Source organism: Filibacter tadaridae (assembly GCF_900609045.1).
Classification (GTDB): domain Bacteria; phylum Bacillota; class Bacilli; order Bacillales_A; family Planococcaceae; genus Sporosarcina; species Sporosarcina tadaridae.
The window spans coordinates 1-14,859 of record NZ_UXAV01000032.1 but is presented as its reverse complement, the minus strand read 5'-3'; the positions used below and the strand labels follow the sequence as shown (position 1 = coordinate 14,859).

Here is a 14,859-nt window from a genome sequence, read left to right as displayed (position 1 = left end):
GGAGTGTTTTGTAGGATGAATGAGTATACAGATTTACTGAACTATTTTTTACCACCAACGGCAAAGGTTCTGGACTTGCAACAACCTCAAAAACAAGCTGCCATCCTACTAGCCGATATCAATGGCGATCAAGTTGAAGAATTGATTGTAGCCTACAGATTTCAGGAAAAGAATTATATCCTTATTTTAAAAAACGTGAATGGCCAATGGCAACCAATGGCGCACATAATAGGAAGAGGCTATGGCATAACGGATTTATTGGCTGCGCCCATTACAAATCGGGGCGTGAACACGTTGATTGTCGGATGGCAACAAGGAAGCATGTTGTCGGAATTAAACCTATTGCAATGGACAAATGATGGATTCAAACGCTTACCAACAAATGATATAGCCTACAGTAAATTAGAAGTGGAAGACATGCCGGGTACGAATGGCCAGGATGGGCTAGCTGAAATTGCCATTTGGACGCATGATACAGGAGAGGCATATAAAGTGGATGTATATCGATTTGACGGAAACGGCTTAGTTCCCGCAAAAGATGTGTATCCTTATTATTTTAAAAAAGTAGAGGCGTACTACAAACATCGATTGCAAAAAAACGATTATCCATTTTATTGGTATTACTTAGCGGATGCGCAGAACAAGGCTGGTGATTTTGAACAGGCATTACTGTCGATTGAGAAAGCAATGTCATTCAATTCACCTTATCCAAGCAAAGAAACATTGGAAGCATTAAAGAATGAAATCTTGCATGCTTTAAGAAGGACGCCAAGCACAATGATTGTTGTAGATGAAAAGAGGGGTGATGTGAATGGCGATGGATTCATGGACACCGTCTACATTACAGCTGAGAAAGATAAGGATAGCCCTTTCTGGAAAAATATAACTTTGGTTATTCTTTACGGAAAAACAAACGTCCACGAACGTCTGCCGCTTAAAGAAAACATGGGGTACCATCCAACTATATTTCTCGGTGATTTCACAGGTGATCAACTAGATGACATCCTTATCGTCATAGACACAGGAGGAAGCGGCGCTACAGTGAATGGATATATCTTTTCGTTTGTGGAAGGAACTATGCAACAAGTATTCGACGCTGACCAATTTGATGCGCAACACCATTATGAAGTCGCCTATCAGGATCACTATAAAGCCATCGTGAAAAGTGCCGTTCCGCATAAGAAATACACACTGGACCTAGGGTATAAAGGCAAAGAGTACCTATCGGAAATATATAATGAAGACGGAACACTTAAAAAACCAATCGAGGGATGGGTGGATCCTCCAAGTGGACTTTACCCAATCGATTTAGCCAGGACCGGCGTCTATGAACTGAATATCGTGCAACAAATAGCGGGCAGGTATCATGCGGATGGATTAGGATATGTGGAAAGTATGTTGAAATGGGACGGACATAAATTCGTAGTGGACCGGCAGAGTGTATCCATCTTTGGGGAAGATCTTTCTTGAATGTAAGGTGAGTGGTAAGGGTGTTGCTAGAGCTCGGCAATGCAAAAAGCGTGTATTGATGGATCTGACATCGGTACACGCTTTTTTGAATTCAAAAGAGAATCTTTAAATTTAGCACTTTTATCCAAGACAAATTAGTCTCATCAAAAGAAGAAGCATGGCTGCTTCCTCTTTTGATGAGACTAATTTTGTTGATCATTCCGTCACTGGCTAGGGTTTATATGGAATACATCTTGTTCTATTTGAGATACCTTGTACTTCAAGTACTTTGAATCCTTAGAAACAGTATCTCGTACTGCGATGATGTTTTTAGATACTTCTTCAAAGTGTTCGCCTACACCATGTAATTTAGCATCAACAGCATCGAAACGAACATCGACGGCATTGAATCGAGCATCAACAGCATCGAACCGAGCATCGACGGCATTGAATCGAACATCAACAGCATCGAAACGAGCATCGACATCCTTGAATTTAGCATCAACTTCAGCGAAACCTTTTGACATATTTTCATCCAAACGGTTAATCTGTCCTTGCATACCATTCATTTGATCTTGCATACCATTCATTTTAGTATCAAGCTTGTCCATTTGTTCCATCATTTTGCCCATCATATCAAGTACTTGTTTATCCATCGGAATCACTCCTATTCCTTTTATTATACAGAATGATGAAGTTAACAGCAGCTTTTTTGAATTTACTTTATCCACTATTATAACGTATGCCGGCCATTTTGTTAAGGGGGATAAAGATGGATTTGCTTGTGAAAGACCGGCTTGATAGAGGAAATCTGTGCATAACTTCAAAGCAACGCCCATAAGCTTTAGTGACGGATTAATGAAGGATGATGGAATGACGCCTATATGGCTTGTCGGTTTTTTGGCAACATTGGTTGGAGTGGGTATAGGTGGAATTCTTGCATGGCTTGTCAATGGTTTTAAGAAAAGTATCGGTACAATCTATGCAATCTGTGCAGGGTTGATACTCGGGTTAATCAGTTTTGAAATTGCACCCGAAGCAATTGGATTAGGGGATTGGGTGATTTTTTCATTAGGTTTTTTGGCGGGCGTATTATTATTTAAGTCTATTCATAAAGGCGTGCATAAGAAGGCAAACCATTCAACTGGATTGCATGGGAATTCTACAAAAAGAGTTGGTTTATTCCTAGTATTCATCATTTCAGTCCATAATCTTCCGATGGGTGCCGTTTTAGGAACCGGTGAACAAATGGATGTTAACAATGCACTTTTACAAGCATTGATTCTACATAATATTCCTGAAGGCATGATTCTTTTTACACCATTTATAATCACTGGTTTTACTGTACGTAGGTTGTTCTCGCTTTCTTTTCTCGTTGCTATACCAGTCGCAGTGGGCGGTATTTTAGGCGAAAGTATAGGGATGCAAAATACTTCTTTATGGGCTTTTTTAATCAGTTTTACAGTGGGAATGATTTACATGATTGCAGTTAAGGAAATATTGGTTGAGTCCATTAAGTATTCATCTAACCGTTATAGTCTTTTCGTTGCATTCATTAGTTTTTGCCTGATGGGAGCATTTCTATTATTTGCTTAAAGTAAGATTCAGATTGGGAAAAGCCCTTGACAAGTCGTGTGGACATGATAAGATTCTACTTAATCGTTTTGCGCAAAACGTATTATGAAACCTACAAACTTAATAGATATGAGAAATGGTCCAGTAATCCGACTGTGTGCAGCAACTAGAAACTGAATGGGTGATGAAAGTTCAGGCAGCAATCGAAATGAAGTACGCCATTTGAAATTCTCGAATATAAATAAAGTGGATGGACGGATACGATTTGGTCCATCAACTAGGGTGGTAACGCGGAGAGCTCCTTCGTCCCTTTCCAAGGGATGAATGGGGCTTTTTCTATTTTCAAAAATAACAGCTAGCATCTAGGAGGAACCCGTCATGTTCAAAATAAAAGCTGTCATTACGCCATCGTTTAAAGAGTCAATCGCGCTGATTGTGGCCATTGTACTGCTGATTAGTGTAAGTATTATCAAATTCGATTCTGTTCCCCATATTCCAATCGTATTGTCCATCTTGTTATTGATCGGCTATGGTCTTATTAAAAAAGTGTCGTATCGTAAGCTAGAAGGCGGGCTGGTCAAGGGTTCGCAAGCAGGCATGAGCGCAGTTTTCTTATTTTTCTTCATCGGTATTTTAATAAGTAGTTGGATGATGAGCGGGACAATCCCTTCACTTATTTATGCAGGTTTTAATCTGATCACGCCTACTTTTTTCTTTGCGATTGTATTTGTTATTACAGGTATTGTGGGCATCTCGATTGGAAGTTCATTGACAACTGTTGCAACTGTAGGGGTTGCCTTTATCGGGATGGCAAGTGTACTTGATTTGTCGATGGCGATTACTGCAGGAGCGATTGTTTCTGGTGCATTTTTTGGAGATAAGATGTCACCCCTTTCGGATACGACAAACCTTGCGTCCTCCATTGTGGGTGTCGATTTGTTTGAGCATATCCGCAATATGGGATGGACGACCGTTCCGGCATTTATTCTTTCGGTTGTATTTTTCGGCTTATTGTCTCCTAGTGTTACGCTATCGGATTTGGATGGGATTGCTGTTTTCCAGGAAGGGCTTTTGGGTACAGGAATGATCCACTGGTATACAGTAATTCCGCTGGTTCTTTTATTTATCCTTACGATTAATAAAGTTCCTGCGCTGCTGACATTGGCCGCTAGCTCCATTGCTGCTGTCGTTATTTCTTTTTTTCATCAAAGTTTCGGCGGCAAAGAGGTGCTTGCCATTTTATACGAAGGGTATGTATCTACTACAAGGGTAGCAGATGTTGATGCATTGCTTTCTAGAGGCGGAATGGAAAGTATGTTACCTACAGTCGGTCTTGTACTGTTGGCACTCAGTATGGGTGGGTTGTTATTCACACTTGGTATCGTTCAATGTTTGCTTGGCAAAATTGAAAGTTATTTAAAGAAAGTGTCCTCTGTCATTGCGGCGTCTGCATTAACAGCGATTGGTATCAACGTGTTGATAGGCGAACAGTATTTATCGATTTTATTGACGGGGCAGGCTTTTAAATCACAATATGATAAGGTTGGTTTAGCGGGTAAAAATTTAAGCAGGGTGATGGAAGATGCGGGTACAGTGGTAAATCCTTTAGTTCCTTGGAGCGTTTGTGGACTTTTCATAACGAAAGTGCTAGGGGTAGCGACATTGGACTATTTACCATTTGCAATCTTTTGTCTGTTGTCTCCAATTTTAACAATACTATATGGATTTACAGGCAAAACATTGACCTACTTGAAGGGGAATCCTGCTAAACAGTAATCAGTTGCAAAGGGAGAGGGTGTCGGGAATGGACGGGAAAACATCAGTATTTAGTTGGAATGGAAGAACGGACCATGAAACGGATTGGACCAGTTTTCGTTACCACCAGGTCATTGGAGCACGGGGGGAACAAAAGAATGCATGCGTTCTAATCGGTTTTTCTAGTGATGAAGGGGTAAGGCGGAACAAAGGTAGAATCGGAGCTGCAGAAGCACCGGATGCCTTGCGCGCTGCACTTTCGAATATGGCATGGCGATTGCCTGAAGGGAATTATTTGCTTGAAGCAGGCAACATCGTTTGCGTAGATGGAATGATGGAAGAAGCACAGCGGGAGCTTGGTGAAGTTGTCAAAGGAAGCTTGGCGAGTGGATTGACGCCAGTCATTCTTGGCGGAGGACATGAAACGTTTTATGGTCATTATCTCGGGACAAGGGCTTTTATTGGCAAGGGTAAAAAGCTTGGTATCATTAATATCGATGCTCATTTCGACCTTCGCCCCTATGATGAAGAACCGTCTTCGGGTACGATGTTCCGTAAAATTTTAGACAATGACCCGGATACGGATTATCTCGTTCTCGGTATCCAGCGTTATGGAAATACGGAAAACCTATTCCGAAAAGCGGATGAACTTGGGTGCGAGTACATATGTGAAGATGAGCTGGATGAAAATGTTGCAGCAGAGAAAATTACGGCATTCATGGAACGTCACGACGCGGTGATTCTCACGCTATGTATGGATGTAGTCGATGCAGCAGCTGCGCCTGGCGTCAGTGCGCCGTCACCATTTGGACTCACACCGAAACTAGTTCGTGCAATCATCCGAAAAGTAGTGGCTGATCAGAAGACGATGTCATTTGATATTAGTGAAGTGAATCCGTCGCTGGATCCGGATGGCCGCACAGTGAAATTGGGGGCAGCGTTTGTCAATGAGGCGATAATGGGGTTATATGTAAGATGAAAAAAAGCTTTCCTGCCAGTTTGCATTTGGCGGGGAAGCTTTTTTTGTTTGGGAGTATGGATGATTGGCCTTACAGTTTGGTGGATTGCCATGACAGTTTGACATTGCCCTTACAGTTTCGGATATTGCCATGACAGTTCGGTCGCTAGCCCTTACAGTTTTGCGAAAAGCCATGACAGTTTGACATTGCCCTTACAGTTTCGGATATTGCCATGACAGTTCGGTCGCTAGCCCTTACAGTTTCACGAAAGGCCATTAGAGTTTTTCCATCCATCCTTCATTCCAATGAAAATTTCTCCCGGTAATTTGTCACTTCTTTCAATGCTTTTTCTTCGGTTGGGATTCGCACCGATAGCATCCATACATTGAGCAAAGTGAAAATGATCGCCGTGAAATAGGCGCCGAACAGCAGAGGAAGGACGAGCAGTTCAGTTGTGACGATTACATAATTGGGGTGACGGACCCATAGATAGGGTCCTTTTCGTACAACGTCCGCCCCCGGTAAAATGATGATTTTCGTATTCCAGAACTTACCGAGCGAAGTGAGGCACCAAATACGCATCACTTGTGCGACAAGAAAAATACCGAGAAGCACACCCCATAATGGTGAGAAAGGGCGATTAAATACTATGACTTCTAGAATAAGGGACACGAAAAATGCGACGTGCATGAGAACCATGAGAGGATAGTGGGCGGCACCCGCCTCATATGCACCTTGGCTCCGCATCCATTTCTCATTGCGCTTTGCGACGATTAACTCGACTAACCGTTGTACAATGACGATTGATATGACTAGGATAAACAGCATTTCCAACACACCTCATTCCCATTTCAACAAGAGTAGTTCACCGCAAAATCCTGGGCCGAGTGCCGCCATTAATCCATAGTCGCCCGCAACTGGCTCGTTTTCCATGAACTGCTCCAAAACGTAGAGAATGGTTGGCGAAGACATATTACCATTCTCCCGTAATACGTTTCGTGAAATGGCGGTTTTTTCTTCATCAAATCCAAGTGCCGTCTCATAGGCTTGCAGTACCTTTTTTCCGCCTGGATGTGCAACGAAGTGGGTGATATCATCTTTAGCCAGCCCGTGTTTGGCAAGGAATTCATGAACGAATGGACCGAGCCAACCCGTTATAATCGAGGGGATACTTTTTGAAAAAACGACGTACAAACCAGTATTTTTTACATCCCATCCCATAACGTCTTCGGAATCAGGCATCAGTTTAGACGTTGTAGCGATGATCGAAGGGACTGCTTTTTTCACGTTTAACTCGGAATCATCCCCACTAACCAATGCGCACGCCACTCCATCGGAGAAGAGTGATACGCCGACCAGATTGCTTTTCGAATAATCGTCTTTTTGAAATGTTAAACTGCATAACTCTAAAGACAGAATCAATACATTCGCCTTGGGATAGGCTAAGCAATATTCAAATGCTCTACTAACTCCCGCCGCACCGCCAGCGCAACCAAGTCCCCATATCGGAATCCGTTTCGTATCATCACGAAAAGGAATGATGTTCATGATTCGAGCCTCAATACTAGGTGTGGAAATACCCGTACTGGAAATGAAAAAAATCGCATCAATCTCCGAAGCCTCGATGGGCGCATCAAGTTTGCCATAGCCTTGCAGACAAGACAGAATAGCTTGTGCACCTAGGTCTACAGCATGTTGGATATAAAGTTGATTTCGTTCTTCAAAATCATGATCTTTTCCATACCATTCGAGCGGCATACAAATATGGCGGGTCTCCATGTCACCGTTTTGAAAGACATTCAAAAGACGTTCAATATCTTTGTATCTTTCGCTGAAAAGGGACCGTGTTAATGCAACTGCTTGTTCTTGCTTTACTTCATGAGGTGGTTGAACCGTATTTACAGAAAGGATTTTTGGCATAAGTACCCTCCGATTTCATTTAGTATAAGGATTCCCTTAAATCAGCCTGTTATAAACATTTGACCGTGAGCATGTCCACTGAGTAAATGAATTCCATCGTGTAGAATAGGGGACAACGTGATAGGAGTGGATCGAATCGTATGTCAATCAAGTTAAGTATTTTAGATCAATCCCCTATTTCAGAGGGGAATAGCGCAGAGGAATCATTGAAACATACAGCACTACTTGCAAAAAAAGCTGAAGAGTGGGGCTATACACGGTTCTGGGTTTCTGAACATCATGATGCGACGACGCTCGCTGGTTCATCACCGGAAATTCTAATGGCTCATCTTGCATCTGTTACATCTACCATTCGAGTTGGTTCGGGCGGCGTTATGCTACCGCATTATTCGGCTTATAAAGTTGCCGAGAACTTTAAATTGCTGGAAGCGCTGTTTCCTGGCAGAATTGACGCAGGCGTCGGGCGTGCACCAGGTGGGATGCCGCGTGCAACTTATGCTTTACACGACGGCGAATACCGTGATGCGAGTAAGTTTCCACAACAAGTGGATGACTTACTCATGTATTTGAACGATTCGATGCCAGCAAATCATCCATACAAGGGATTGAAAGCGACACCGATGTCGGAAACGGTTGCACCTGTTTGGATGTTGGGTTCCAGTCCGAATTCGGGACTTCTTGCTGCTGAAAAAGGCTTGCCGTATATGTTCGCACATTTCATAAATGGAGAAGGTGGTCCTTCGTACGTTGCTCGTTATCGTGAACGGTTCCAACCTTCCGAATACCTAAAACAGCCTGAGCAAGCGGTGGCCATTTTCTTCGCTTGTGCAGAAACGGAAGAAGAAGCGGAAAGACTCGTTTCATCTCTCGATTTATCCATGATTATGCTGGAGCAGGGAATTCCATCCACGGGCACACCATCTCCCGAAAAGGCAATGGATTATCCATACAGCCATTACGAGAAAATGCGTGTCCTTGATAACCGCAAGCGGATGATTGTCGGAACACCGAAAACAGCCCGTGCACAAATCGAAAAACTTGCAGCTGACTATGGTGCGGATGAAGTGATGCTTGTCATGATTGCCTACGACTTCCAGGATAAGCTGAAGTCATTTGAATTGATTGCCAAAGAAATGCTGACTTGAATTGGAGGGATACAGATGAATCTAGTATTGAGTCCATCGAAACTTGATGATAAGAACAAGCATGTTGCGAAGTTAGTAGCGCTGGAAAATACCACAATTACAAATATCCAACTAAAAGCTGGCGAGGAAATCCCTGAACATGATTCTAAAAATGAAGTAGTAGTTGCTGTTAGAAAGGGAATTGTCAAGTTTTTAGTGGAAGGACATGAAGTGCACGTAACGCAAGAGAATCTATTGCATTTAGCACCGTACGAAAAGCATAGCCTACGGGCAGTTGAAGATGCCGATATTCTTGTTATGCAAATCAAACCCTGACTAGTTGACTGTATGAGAAATGCGTTGGAAATATGAAAGCCTGCCGATTAGTTGGCAGGCTTACTCCTATAGTCAATCGTATAATTTTGAAATCCGCTCACATAGTGCAGTCATACTTGTTTCAAATTTCAAATCGCTCTCTTTGGATCGTTTTTTAGGGCCACGCAAACGACCGCCAGCCATTCGTATTTTTTTTGCCGTGTGGCGTGCATATAAAAGTTGGTCAATATTATCTTCTGTGTAGTATCGCCCGTTTTGATCGATTGGATGTCCTTTTTTTGCAAGGACCATCGCTGCCAATCCGTAATCTTGCGTAACGACAATATCATCTTTTTTCACCCGGTTTACAAGCACGAAGTCAACTGCATCCGCACCTTTGGATACGATAATCGTTTCCGCGCCATCACGATGCATTTCGTGCGTTGTATCACAAATGAGAATACATGGAAAACCAAATTGCTTTGCAATACGAATACTTTCATTCACAACTGGACATCCATCTGCATCAACAAGAATTGTCGCCATCTAGCAACCCCCTCTATACTGTCTTATGCTGAGTATGACATACTTAGCACTGTTTCAATCTTTTTGCCTCTCGCTAGATTGGTATGTTAAGTCCAAAACGGCTGTTCCAACGATTTTAGCTACGGTAAGAAGGCGTTCCTTGCTTAGCTTTTCAATCGTATCTTCAGGCGAATGATACCACTTTTCCACGGGGTCATATATGAATAGTGCCGCATCGATTCCAGCTTCATGGAAAGGTGTGTGGTCGCTACGATCCCCAAAATCAGTCTTGGTGGATTTACCAGTCAGTTTCTTCTGTGCTTTACCCGCGTATTTTGTAACGGTATTATCCACTCCATCCACCGTCTGAAAGGCTAATCCACCCGCTTCAGCGCTACCGACCATATCTAAATTGAACATGGCGACAGTATTTTTGATTTCATCCTTCTTCATGGTATCCACATATTTTTCCGAGCCATTCAGCCCTTCTTCTTCAGCCCCAAAAAATAGAAAACGGATTTCCTTATCCGTTGGGATGTCTTTATACATTCGTGCGAGTTCCAGTACAACGGCCGTTCCGCTGGCATTATCGCTTGCGCCCGGTGCTTTATCGACAGAATCATAATGCGCACCGATGATCACAATATCATCCGATTTCTTGACCGGCGACTTCGTAACAACTATATTTTGTGATTTGTCTGTTTTGACAACAGCACCTTCAATTTTTACGGTTGCTGTGACAGGACCACTTTTCTTCAGTGAATGGACAAGTTTAGCGCCTTCTTCAGCAGATAAGGCGAGAGCTGGTATGAAGGAATCGTTATGCTCTCCAAGCGACCAAGTATCAATCGATTCTTCTTCGGGAAAATGGATGAGGATTGCGGCGGCACCCGCTTCAGCTGCGTAAAGGACCATTTCTGAGAAATAAAGATCACTTACACGGGCAAGGACAATCTTATTTACCACGTCAATTCCTTTGTAATCGGATTGCCGGCCTTTCCCCACATCCACGAGTTCGCCTGTAACATCTCCTGAAACCGAATATTGAAACGGTGCAGAAGTGAGCGGTTTTTTTAGTCCCTCAATTGTAATACTGAAGGTTTCAGGCGCGACATAGCGTTCAAAAGTGAAGGGTTGTTCAGTCACATCATAGCCGTAAGCCTCGAGATGGTTGGTTAAAAAAGTTGCGGCGTTTTGTTCTGATTTCGTTCCTGCTACACGCGGTTCTTGCGTTAACTCATCAATTGATCCATAAATTTTTTCAACATCTAATCCGTTTAGTAACCCCGTTTCAACCTGATTAAATTTAGGCATTTCAACAACTGTTTCTTTTTGCGAGCAGGCAGCCAATGGTATCGCCAATAAAAAAATGAAAAAAAGTAACGACTTCTTATAGTTCACGAAAATCCTCCATTCCGAGTATGGAAATTATAACATGACGCCGATGTTTCATTATAAGCGAAAAGGGTAAAGAACATGAAAAGTGTTTTTTAGAGGAGGAGAAAATAAGATGCCTGAAAAACCGGAAAATGCCCGTATGACGAATGAGGAAGCGGAAAGGTACGGGAGAGAAATCAATGCAAGAAGTGCACAATACGAAAATGTTGAAGTTGAAAGTGATGAGATTGCTATGTCGACAGACGAGATTCCACCGCCATTGTCTGAAGAGGAGATTAAGCGTCGTGTAGGTGAAGATAACTATAATAATATAACGAAGAGCGGCGTGATGAACTCCGTGAACAGTTAAAAAGAGGATGCCTGGGCATCCTCTTTTTGTCGTGAAAGATTAATTAACTGACGGTAATCCGTCCATTATCCGATTTCAATCGGATTGTATGTTCACCTGCACCGAAGACAGTCCGCGAATTCCGTTCACCGAAGATATCGATTTTACCATGACTTGTCTTTGCATGAATGGATACATTTGTTGGTGCATTTTCGGATCGGATTGCAATGCTGCCATTATCTGTTTTAAAATCAACGTTCTGGTCTAAACTTAATGTCTGCAATGTAATCCGCCCATTATCGGTCGCTGCCGTAAGATTTCCATTAACCTGCTCAAATACAATCCGTCCATTATCGGATTCCGCCGTGATTGAATCTGCTTCAACAGTATGCATTTCAATGCGTCCGTTATCGGTTTTTGTCTTTAATTGATCTGCTTGCACTTTTTTAATTTCTATGCGCCCGTTATCCGTCTCTGCATGCAAGACGGTTGCCGCAATTTCAGTCAATCGAATTTTACCATTATCGGTTTTTGCGATAATTTTTTTACCTAGCAGTTTTTCAGCTTCAATGCGTCCGTTATCCGTTTTCATCGCATAAGATTGATATAACTTTGTAGGTATGAACACGTTGAGAATCACCGCTTTCATATTGAAATTGAACAGCCAGTGGCGTGTGCTTTTTAGTTGGATGGACAATGTATCTCCGACAACTTCCGCGGTCAACTTCAATTTATCATTCGAACCGACCAACTCTACCGTTGTCGTCGAAGTATCCGATGGTGCAACAACAAGTGCACCATGGCGAACGTTGATGTCGACTTTTGTATAGCTGTTATCTTGAAGTGTCACTATATCATTTAAGGAGCTGATGGGCTCTTTTGTTTTTGTCTCCACAAATGAATACGTTGCAAGCAATTCTTGTGCAATCTTATCGGGGGAGCCAAGGGAATCTGCAATATCACTTTCTGATTTTCCATCTTCGCGACCATCGGTAAAATATTCCCGTATATCTTGACGTATATCAGCAAGCTCCTCGGCAGGCAGTTTCTTCAGCGCGCTTTCAAGCTCTAAAATAAATTGATTTTCAGTCATTTCGAACACCCTCCTCGATTAATGTATTCACACCCTCTGAAAAGGTATGCCACTCACTCAATTGAACATGTAAATAATGCCGACCGGTATCCGTCAACTTATAATATTTACGTGGAGGACCTTCCGTCGATTCCTGCAAATACGTCGTAAAATAGCCTTCCTTTGTCAACCGCCGTAAAAGGGGATAGACCGACCCTTCGGATATCGAAATCTGATCTGAAATTTTCTGAACAAGTTCGTAACCATAGCGATCTTGCTTATCCAAAAGAACCAACACACATAAGTTCAATACGCCTTTTTTAAATTGAACATTCATCGAAAATAGACTCCTTTCGCTATTAATTAATGAACAGTACCAACGCATATAAAGTACTAACTAACCACAATATAGCACACGGTATTGTTTATTGCAAGGTACTATAAAAAAACGTATATAGTGTAATTAAGAAATTAGGCTGGAATTGATTTTGCTGTCTTTATTGATTGGTCCATTCTAAACATTTTTTCATGTCATTTTGATAAAAGATAATTCTTTCAAATGGGACGTCTTATGGTAAACTACTTCTAGAGTCGAAATAATTTACCTAGGGGGAATTCCTATGTCAAATGAAGTGAAAATACTATTTGCAAATGATGCACGTATCTCAACTAACGAAGCAGTCAAAAAATATGTGGACAATCAATCCACAACTCATACGTCCGTATGGATTGAAAATGAGCAGTATGTTGTTGTAAAACAATGTGAAGTAGCGAATGCGACATTGGAAAAAGTTCGTGTAACGGCAGGAAATATCGCGCGCGATTTAAGCGCTCAAAAAGTGAAAGCGGCTGTTTTAGAGGGAAGTGGCCTTACCGCCAATTATTCAACTTTGGATAGTGAATCCCTCTTTACTGCATTTGTTGAAGGATGGGAATTGGGGGCGTATCAATTTGTCACATACAAATCAGATGTCTCTGCATTCAAAACTGCACTACATGTAAATGGTAGCAGTGAATCGTCCGTTGAAGAAGGAAGAATTCGTGCCGAAGCAACTGCATTTTCACGTGACTTAATGAATGAAGTGCCAAACGTTTTAAATCCGGAAACATTCCCACAAGTTTTGCAGAAAAACTTTGAAGGTACAGGCGTGGAAGTAAATGTGTTCAATAAAGAAAAAATCGAACAAATGGAAATGAACGGCGTTCTTACAGTTTGCCGGGGCAGTAAATATAAGCCTTCATTCGTAGAACTGGTTTACAAAGGAGATAATTCTAAACCACTAGTTGCACTGGTTGGAAAAGGCGTCACTTTCGATACAGGCGGTATCAGTTTAAAGAGCGGCAAGGATTTGAGCGACATGCGCATGGATATGGGCGGAGCAGCCGCGGTTTCTGGAGCACTTACATTACTTGCAAAGACAAAAGCAGCAGTGAATGTCGTGGCGTTGATCCCTATTGTAGAAAACATGCCTGATAATACAGCCGTTCTTCCTGGTGAAGTCATTCAGTACAAGAATGGTTTGACGGTTCAAGTTGGCAATACAGATGCAGAAGGTCGACTTATTTTAGCAGACGGTCTCATTCGTGCAGGTGAGTGGAACGCGGATTATATTGTCGACATCGCAACCCTCACAGGTGCAATTGTAAATGCACTAGGAACAGAGGTGGGCGGTGTATTCGGTGATGACGAACTTTCCGCTGCCATGAAAAAAATCGGTGATCAAAACGGTGATTTCATCTGGCCGATGCCTTTGGTAGAAGCATACGATAAAACACTAGCAAGCGATTACGCGGACATGAACAACATCAGCTCGTTAAGTGGTGCAGGTTCAATTACAGCCGCTCTATTCCTCCGTCGCTTTGTTCCGAAAAACAGCAAATGGCTACACGTCGACATGGCCGGCGTAATGGACAAATCCAAAGCAGCGGGCTATTACGCGAAATCCGCAACAGGCTACGGAGCAAGACTGTTAGCTGACTATACAGCCTACGTTTCGAAATAAAGAATGGAGTACCCAGTGAGTTAGTGACTGGGTACTTTTTTTTTGATTGTGATTATAGGGAGTGTGGATTCGCTCAAAGAGGGGCCCGCCGCGCTCAAAAATACGAGGTTCGCGCTCAAATATGCTTGTTTCGCGCTCAAAGAGAATCCCGTCGCGCTCAAGAATACGTGTTTCGCGCTCAAAGGGAGGCCTACTGCGCTCAAGAATACGTGTTTCGCGCTCAAAGAGAAGCCTACCGCGCTCAAGAAAGCGAGTTTCGCGCTCAAAGAGAATCCCGCCGCGCTCAAGGAAGTATGGTCCGCGCTCAAAGAGAATCCCGCCGCGCTCAAATATGCATGTTTCGCGCTCAAAGAGAATACTGCCGCCATCAAAAAAAGACCTCGCAACCATCTGCGAGATCCTCATAGTTCATTCACAAACCAATACTTGTCTTAAA

16 protein-coding genes are annotated in these 14,859 nt (G+C 42.6%); 9 read left to right on the top strand and 7 right to left on the bottom strand.

Going from position 1 to position 14,859, the window contains the following annotated elements; genetic code table 11:
* Window positions 1-15 precede the first annotated feature (15 nt).
* Window positions 16-1,470 carry a hypothetical protein gene (locus tag FILTAD_RS16065; protein WP_238988168.1) on the top strand — a complete coding sequence of 485 codons (1,455 nt, stop codon included), beginning with the start codon at window positions 16-18 and terminating at the stop codon, window positions 1,468-1,470.
* A 203-nt stretch (window positions 1,471-1,673) separates the two neighbouring features.
* Here FILTAD_RS16065 and FILTAD_RS06165 read toward each other — a convergent pair whose 3' ends face one another.
* Complete coding sequence (locus FILTAD_RS06165) at window positions 1,674-2,105, bottom strand: hypothetical protein (RefSeq protein WP_124069642.1); 432 nt, start codon at window positions 2,103-2,105, stop codon at window positions 1,674-1,676.
* 157 nt (window positions 2,106-2,262) lie between these two features.
* On the opposite strand from FILTAD_RS06165, the gene FILTAD_RS06160 reads away from it, so the two are divergent.
* The 3 genes from FILTAD_RS06160 to hutG all read left to right on the top strand — a co-directional run bounded on the left by FILTAD_RS06160 (window position 2,263) and on the right by hutG (window position 5,758).
* A complete protein-coding gene (locus tag FILTAD_RS06160; protein ID WP_238988167.1) occupies window positions 2,263-3,045 on the top strand; it encodes a ZIP family metal transporter in 783 nt (260 codons plus the stop codon).
* Window positions 3,046-3,402: 357 nt separating this feature from the next.
* On the top strand, window positions 3,403-4,800 hold the full coding sequence (gene nhaC / locus FILTAD_RS06155; protein WP_124069641.1) for a Na+/H+ antiporter NhaC: 1,398 nt from the start codon (window positions 3,403-3,405) through the stop codon (window positions 4,798-4,800).
* A gap of 28 nt (window positions 4,801-4,828) precedes the next feature.
* On the top strand, window positions 4,829-5,758 hold the full coding sequence (gene hutG / locus FILTAD_RS06150) for a formimidoylglutamase (protein WP_124069640.1): 930 nt from the start codon (window positions 4,829-4,831) through the stop codon (window positions 5,756-5,758).
* Window positions 5,759-6,035: 277 nt separating this feature from the next.
* Here hutG and FILTAD_RS06145 read toward each other — a convergent pair whose 3' ends face one another.
* Window positions 6,036-6,566: an isoprenylcysteine carboxyl methyltransferase family protein gene (locus FILTAD_RS06145; RefSeq protein WP_124069639.1), complete on the bottom strand. Its 531-nt coding sequence runs from the start codon at window positions 6,564-6,566 to the stop codon at window positions 6,036-6,038.
* A gap of 12 nt (window positions 6,567-6,578) precedes the next feature.
* Window positions 6,579-7,658, bottom strand: coding sequence for a type III polyketide synthase (locus FILTAD_RS06140; RefSeq protein WP_124069638.1), 1,080 nt, complete (start codon window positions 7,656-7,658; stop codon window positions 6,579-6,581).
* A 140-nt stretch (window positions 7,659-7,798) separates the two neighbouring features.
* Here FILTAD_RS06140 and FILTAD_RS06135 point away from each other — a divergent pair, with 140 nt between their 5' ends.
* Window positions 7,799-8,803, top strand: a complete 1,005-nt coding sequence (locus FILTAD_RS06135) for an LLM class flavin-dependent oxidoreductase (RefSeq protein WP_124069637.1) — start codon at window positions 7,799-7,801, stop codon at window positions 8,801-8,803.
* Between the two features lie 15 nt (window positions 8,804-8,818).
* On the top strand, window positions 8,819-9,118 hold the full coding sequence (locus tag FILTAD_RS06130; protein WP_124069636.1) for a cupin domain-containing protein: 300 nt from the start codon (window positions 8,819-8,821) through the stop codon (window positions 9,116-9,118).
* Window positions 9,119-9,190: 72 nt separating this feature from the next.
* On the opposite strand, the gene FILTAD_RS06125 is transcribed toward FILTAD_RS06130, so the two are convergent.
* Both FILTAD_RS06125 and FILTAD_RS06120 read right to left on the bottom strand, forming a co-directional pair.
* Entirely contained in the window at window positions 9,191-9,643 is a 453-nt protein-coding gene (locus FILTAD_RS06125) for a YaiI/YqxD family protein (RefSeq protein ID WP_124069635.1), read from the bottom strand.
* 54 nt (window positions 9,644-9,697) lie between these two features.
* Entirely contained in the window at window positions 9,698-11,023 is a 1,326-nt protein-coding gene (locus FILTAD_RS06120) for a M20/M25/M40 family metallo-hydrolase (protein WP_124069634.1), read from the bottom strand.
* Between the two features lie 109 nt (window positions 11,024-11,132).
* On the opposite strand from FILTAD_RS06120, the gene FILTAD_RS06115 reads away from it, so the two are divergent.
* Window positions 11,133-11,369 carry a hypothetical protein gene (locus tag FILTAD_RS06115; protein ID WP_124069633.1) on the top strand — a complete coding sequence of 79 codons (237 nt, stop codon included), beginning with the start codon at window positions 11,133-11,135 and terminating at the stop codon, window positions 11,367-11,369.
* A 43-nt stretch (window positions 11,370-11,412) separates the two neighbouring features.
* Here the strand turns inward: FILTAD_RS06115 and FILTAD_RS06110 are convergent, their stop codons facing one another.
* Window positions 11,413-12,441, bottom strand: a complete 1,029-nt coding sequence (locus FILTAD_RS06110; RefSeq protein ID WP_124069632.1) for a DUF4097 family beta strand repeat-containing protein — start codon at window positions 12,439-12,441, stop codon at window positions 11,413-11,415.
* Window positions 12,434-12,757, bottom strand: a complete 324-nt coding sequence (locus FILTAD_RS06105) for a PadR family transcriptional regulator (protein ID WP_124069631.1) — start codon at window positions 12,755-12,757, stop codon at window positions 12,434-12,436. Before FILTAD_RS06105 ends, FILTAD_RS06110 begins: the two co-directional genes overlap by 8 nt.
* 283 nt (window positions 12,758-13,040) lie before the next feature.
* On the opposite strand from FILTAD_RS06105, the gene FILTAD_RS06100 reads away from it, so the two are divergent.
* Window positions 13,041-14,423 carry a leucyl aminopeptidase family protein gene (locus FILTAD_RS06100; protein WP_124069630.1) on the top strand — a complete coding sequence of 461 codons (1,383 nt, stop codon included), beginning with the start codon at window positions 13,041-13,043 and terminating at the stop codon, window positions 14,421-14,423.
* A 42-nt stretch (window positions 14,424-14,465) separates the two neighbouring features.
* Window positions 14,466-14,858, top strand: coding sequence for a hypothetical protein (locus FILTAD_RS06095; RefSeq protein ID WP_124069629.1), 393 nt, complete (start codon window positions 14,466-14,468; stop codon window positions 14,856-14,858).
* Window position 14,859 lies beyond the last annotated feature (1 nt).

What these genes read in the sequence shown, in the direction of transcription:
- FILTAD_RS06125 (WP_124069635.1), bottom strand. Translation starts at nt 9,643, where the DNA reads ATGGCGACAATTCTTGTTGATGCAGATGGATGTCCAGTTGTGAATGAA.
- FILTAD_RS06115 (WP_124069633.1), top strand. Translation starts at nt 11,133, where the DNA reads ATGCCTGAAAAACCGGAAAATGCCCGTATGACGAATGAGGAAGCGGAA.
- hutG (WP_124069640.1), top strand. Translation starts at nt 4,829, where the DNA reads ATGGACGGGAAAACATCAGTATTTAGTTGGAATGGAAGAACGGACCAT.
- FILTAD_RS06135 (WP_124069637.1), top strand. Translation starts at nt 7,799, where the DNA reads ATGTCAATCAAGTTAAGTATTTTAGATCAATCCCCTATTTCAGAGGGG.
- FILTAD_RS16065 (WP_238988168.1), top strand. Translation starts at nt 16, where the DNA reads ATGAATGAGTATACAGATTTACTGAACTATTTTTTACCACCAACGGCA.
- FILTAD_RS06140 (WP_124069638.1), bottom strand. Translation starts at nt 7,658, where the DNA reads ATGCCAAAAATCCTTTCTGTAAATACGGTTCAACCACCTCATGAAGTA.
- FILTAD_RS06100 (WP_124069630.1), top strand. Translation starts at nt 13,041, where the DNA reads ATGTCAAATGAAGTGAAAATACTATTTGCAAATGATGCACGTATCTCA.
- FILTAD_RS06145 (WP_124069639.1), bottom strand. Translation starts at nt 6,566, where the DNA reads ATGCTGTTTATCCTAGTCATATCAATCGTCATTGTACAACGGTTAGTC.
- FILTAD_RS06110 (WP_124069632.1), bottom strand. Translation starts at nt 12,441, where the DNA reads ATGACTGAAAATCAATTTATTTTAGAGCTTGAAAGCGCGCTGAAGAAA.
- FILTAD_RS06165 (WP_124069642.1), bottom strand. Translation starts at nt 2,105, where the DNA reads ATGGATAAACAAGTACTTGATATGATGGGCAAAATGATGGAACAAATG.
- FILTAD_RS06105 (WP_124069631.1), bottom strand. Translation starts at nt 12,757, where the DNA reads ATGAATGTTCAATTTAAAAAAGGCGTATTGAACTTATGTGTGTTGGTT.
- FILTAD_RS06130 (WP_124069636.1), top strand. Translation starts at nt 8,819, where the DNA reads ATGAATCTAGTATTGAGTCCATCGAAACTTGATGATAAGAACAAGCAT.
- nhaC (WP_124069641.1), top strand. Translation starts at nt 3,403, where the DNA reads ATGTTCAAAATAAAAGCTGTCATTACGCCATCGTTTAAAGAGTCAATC.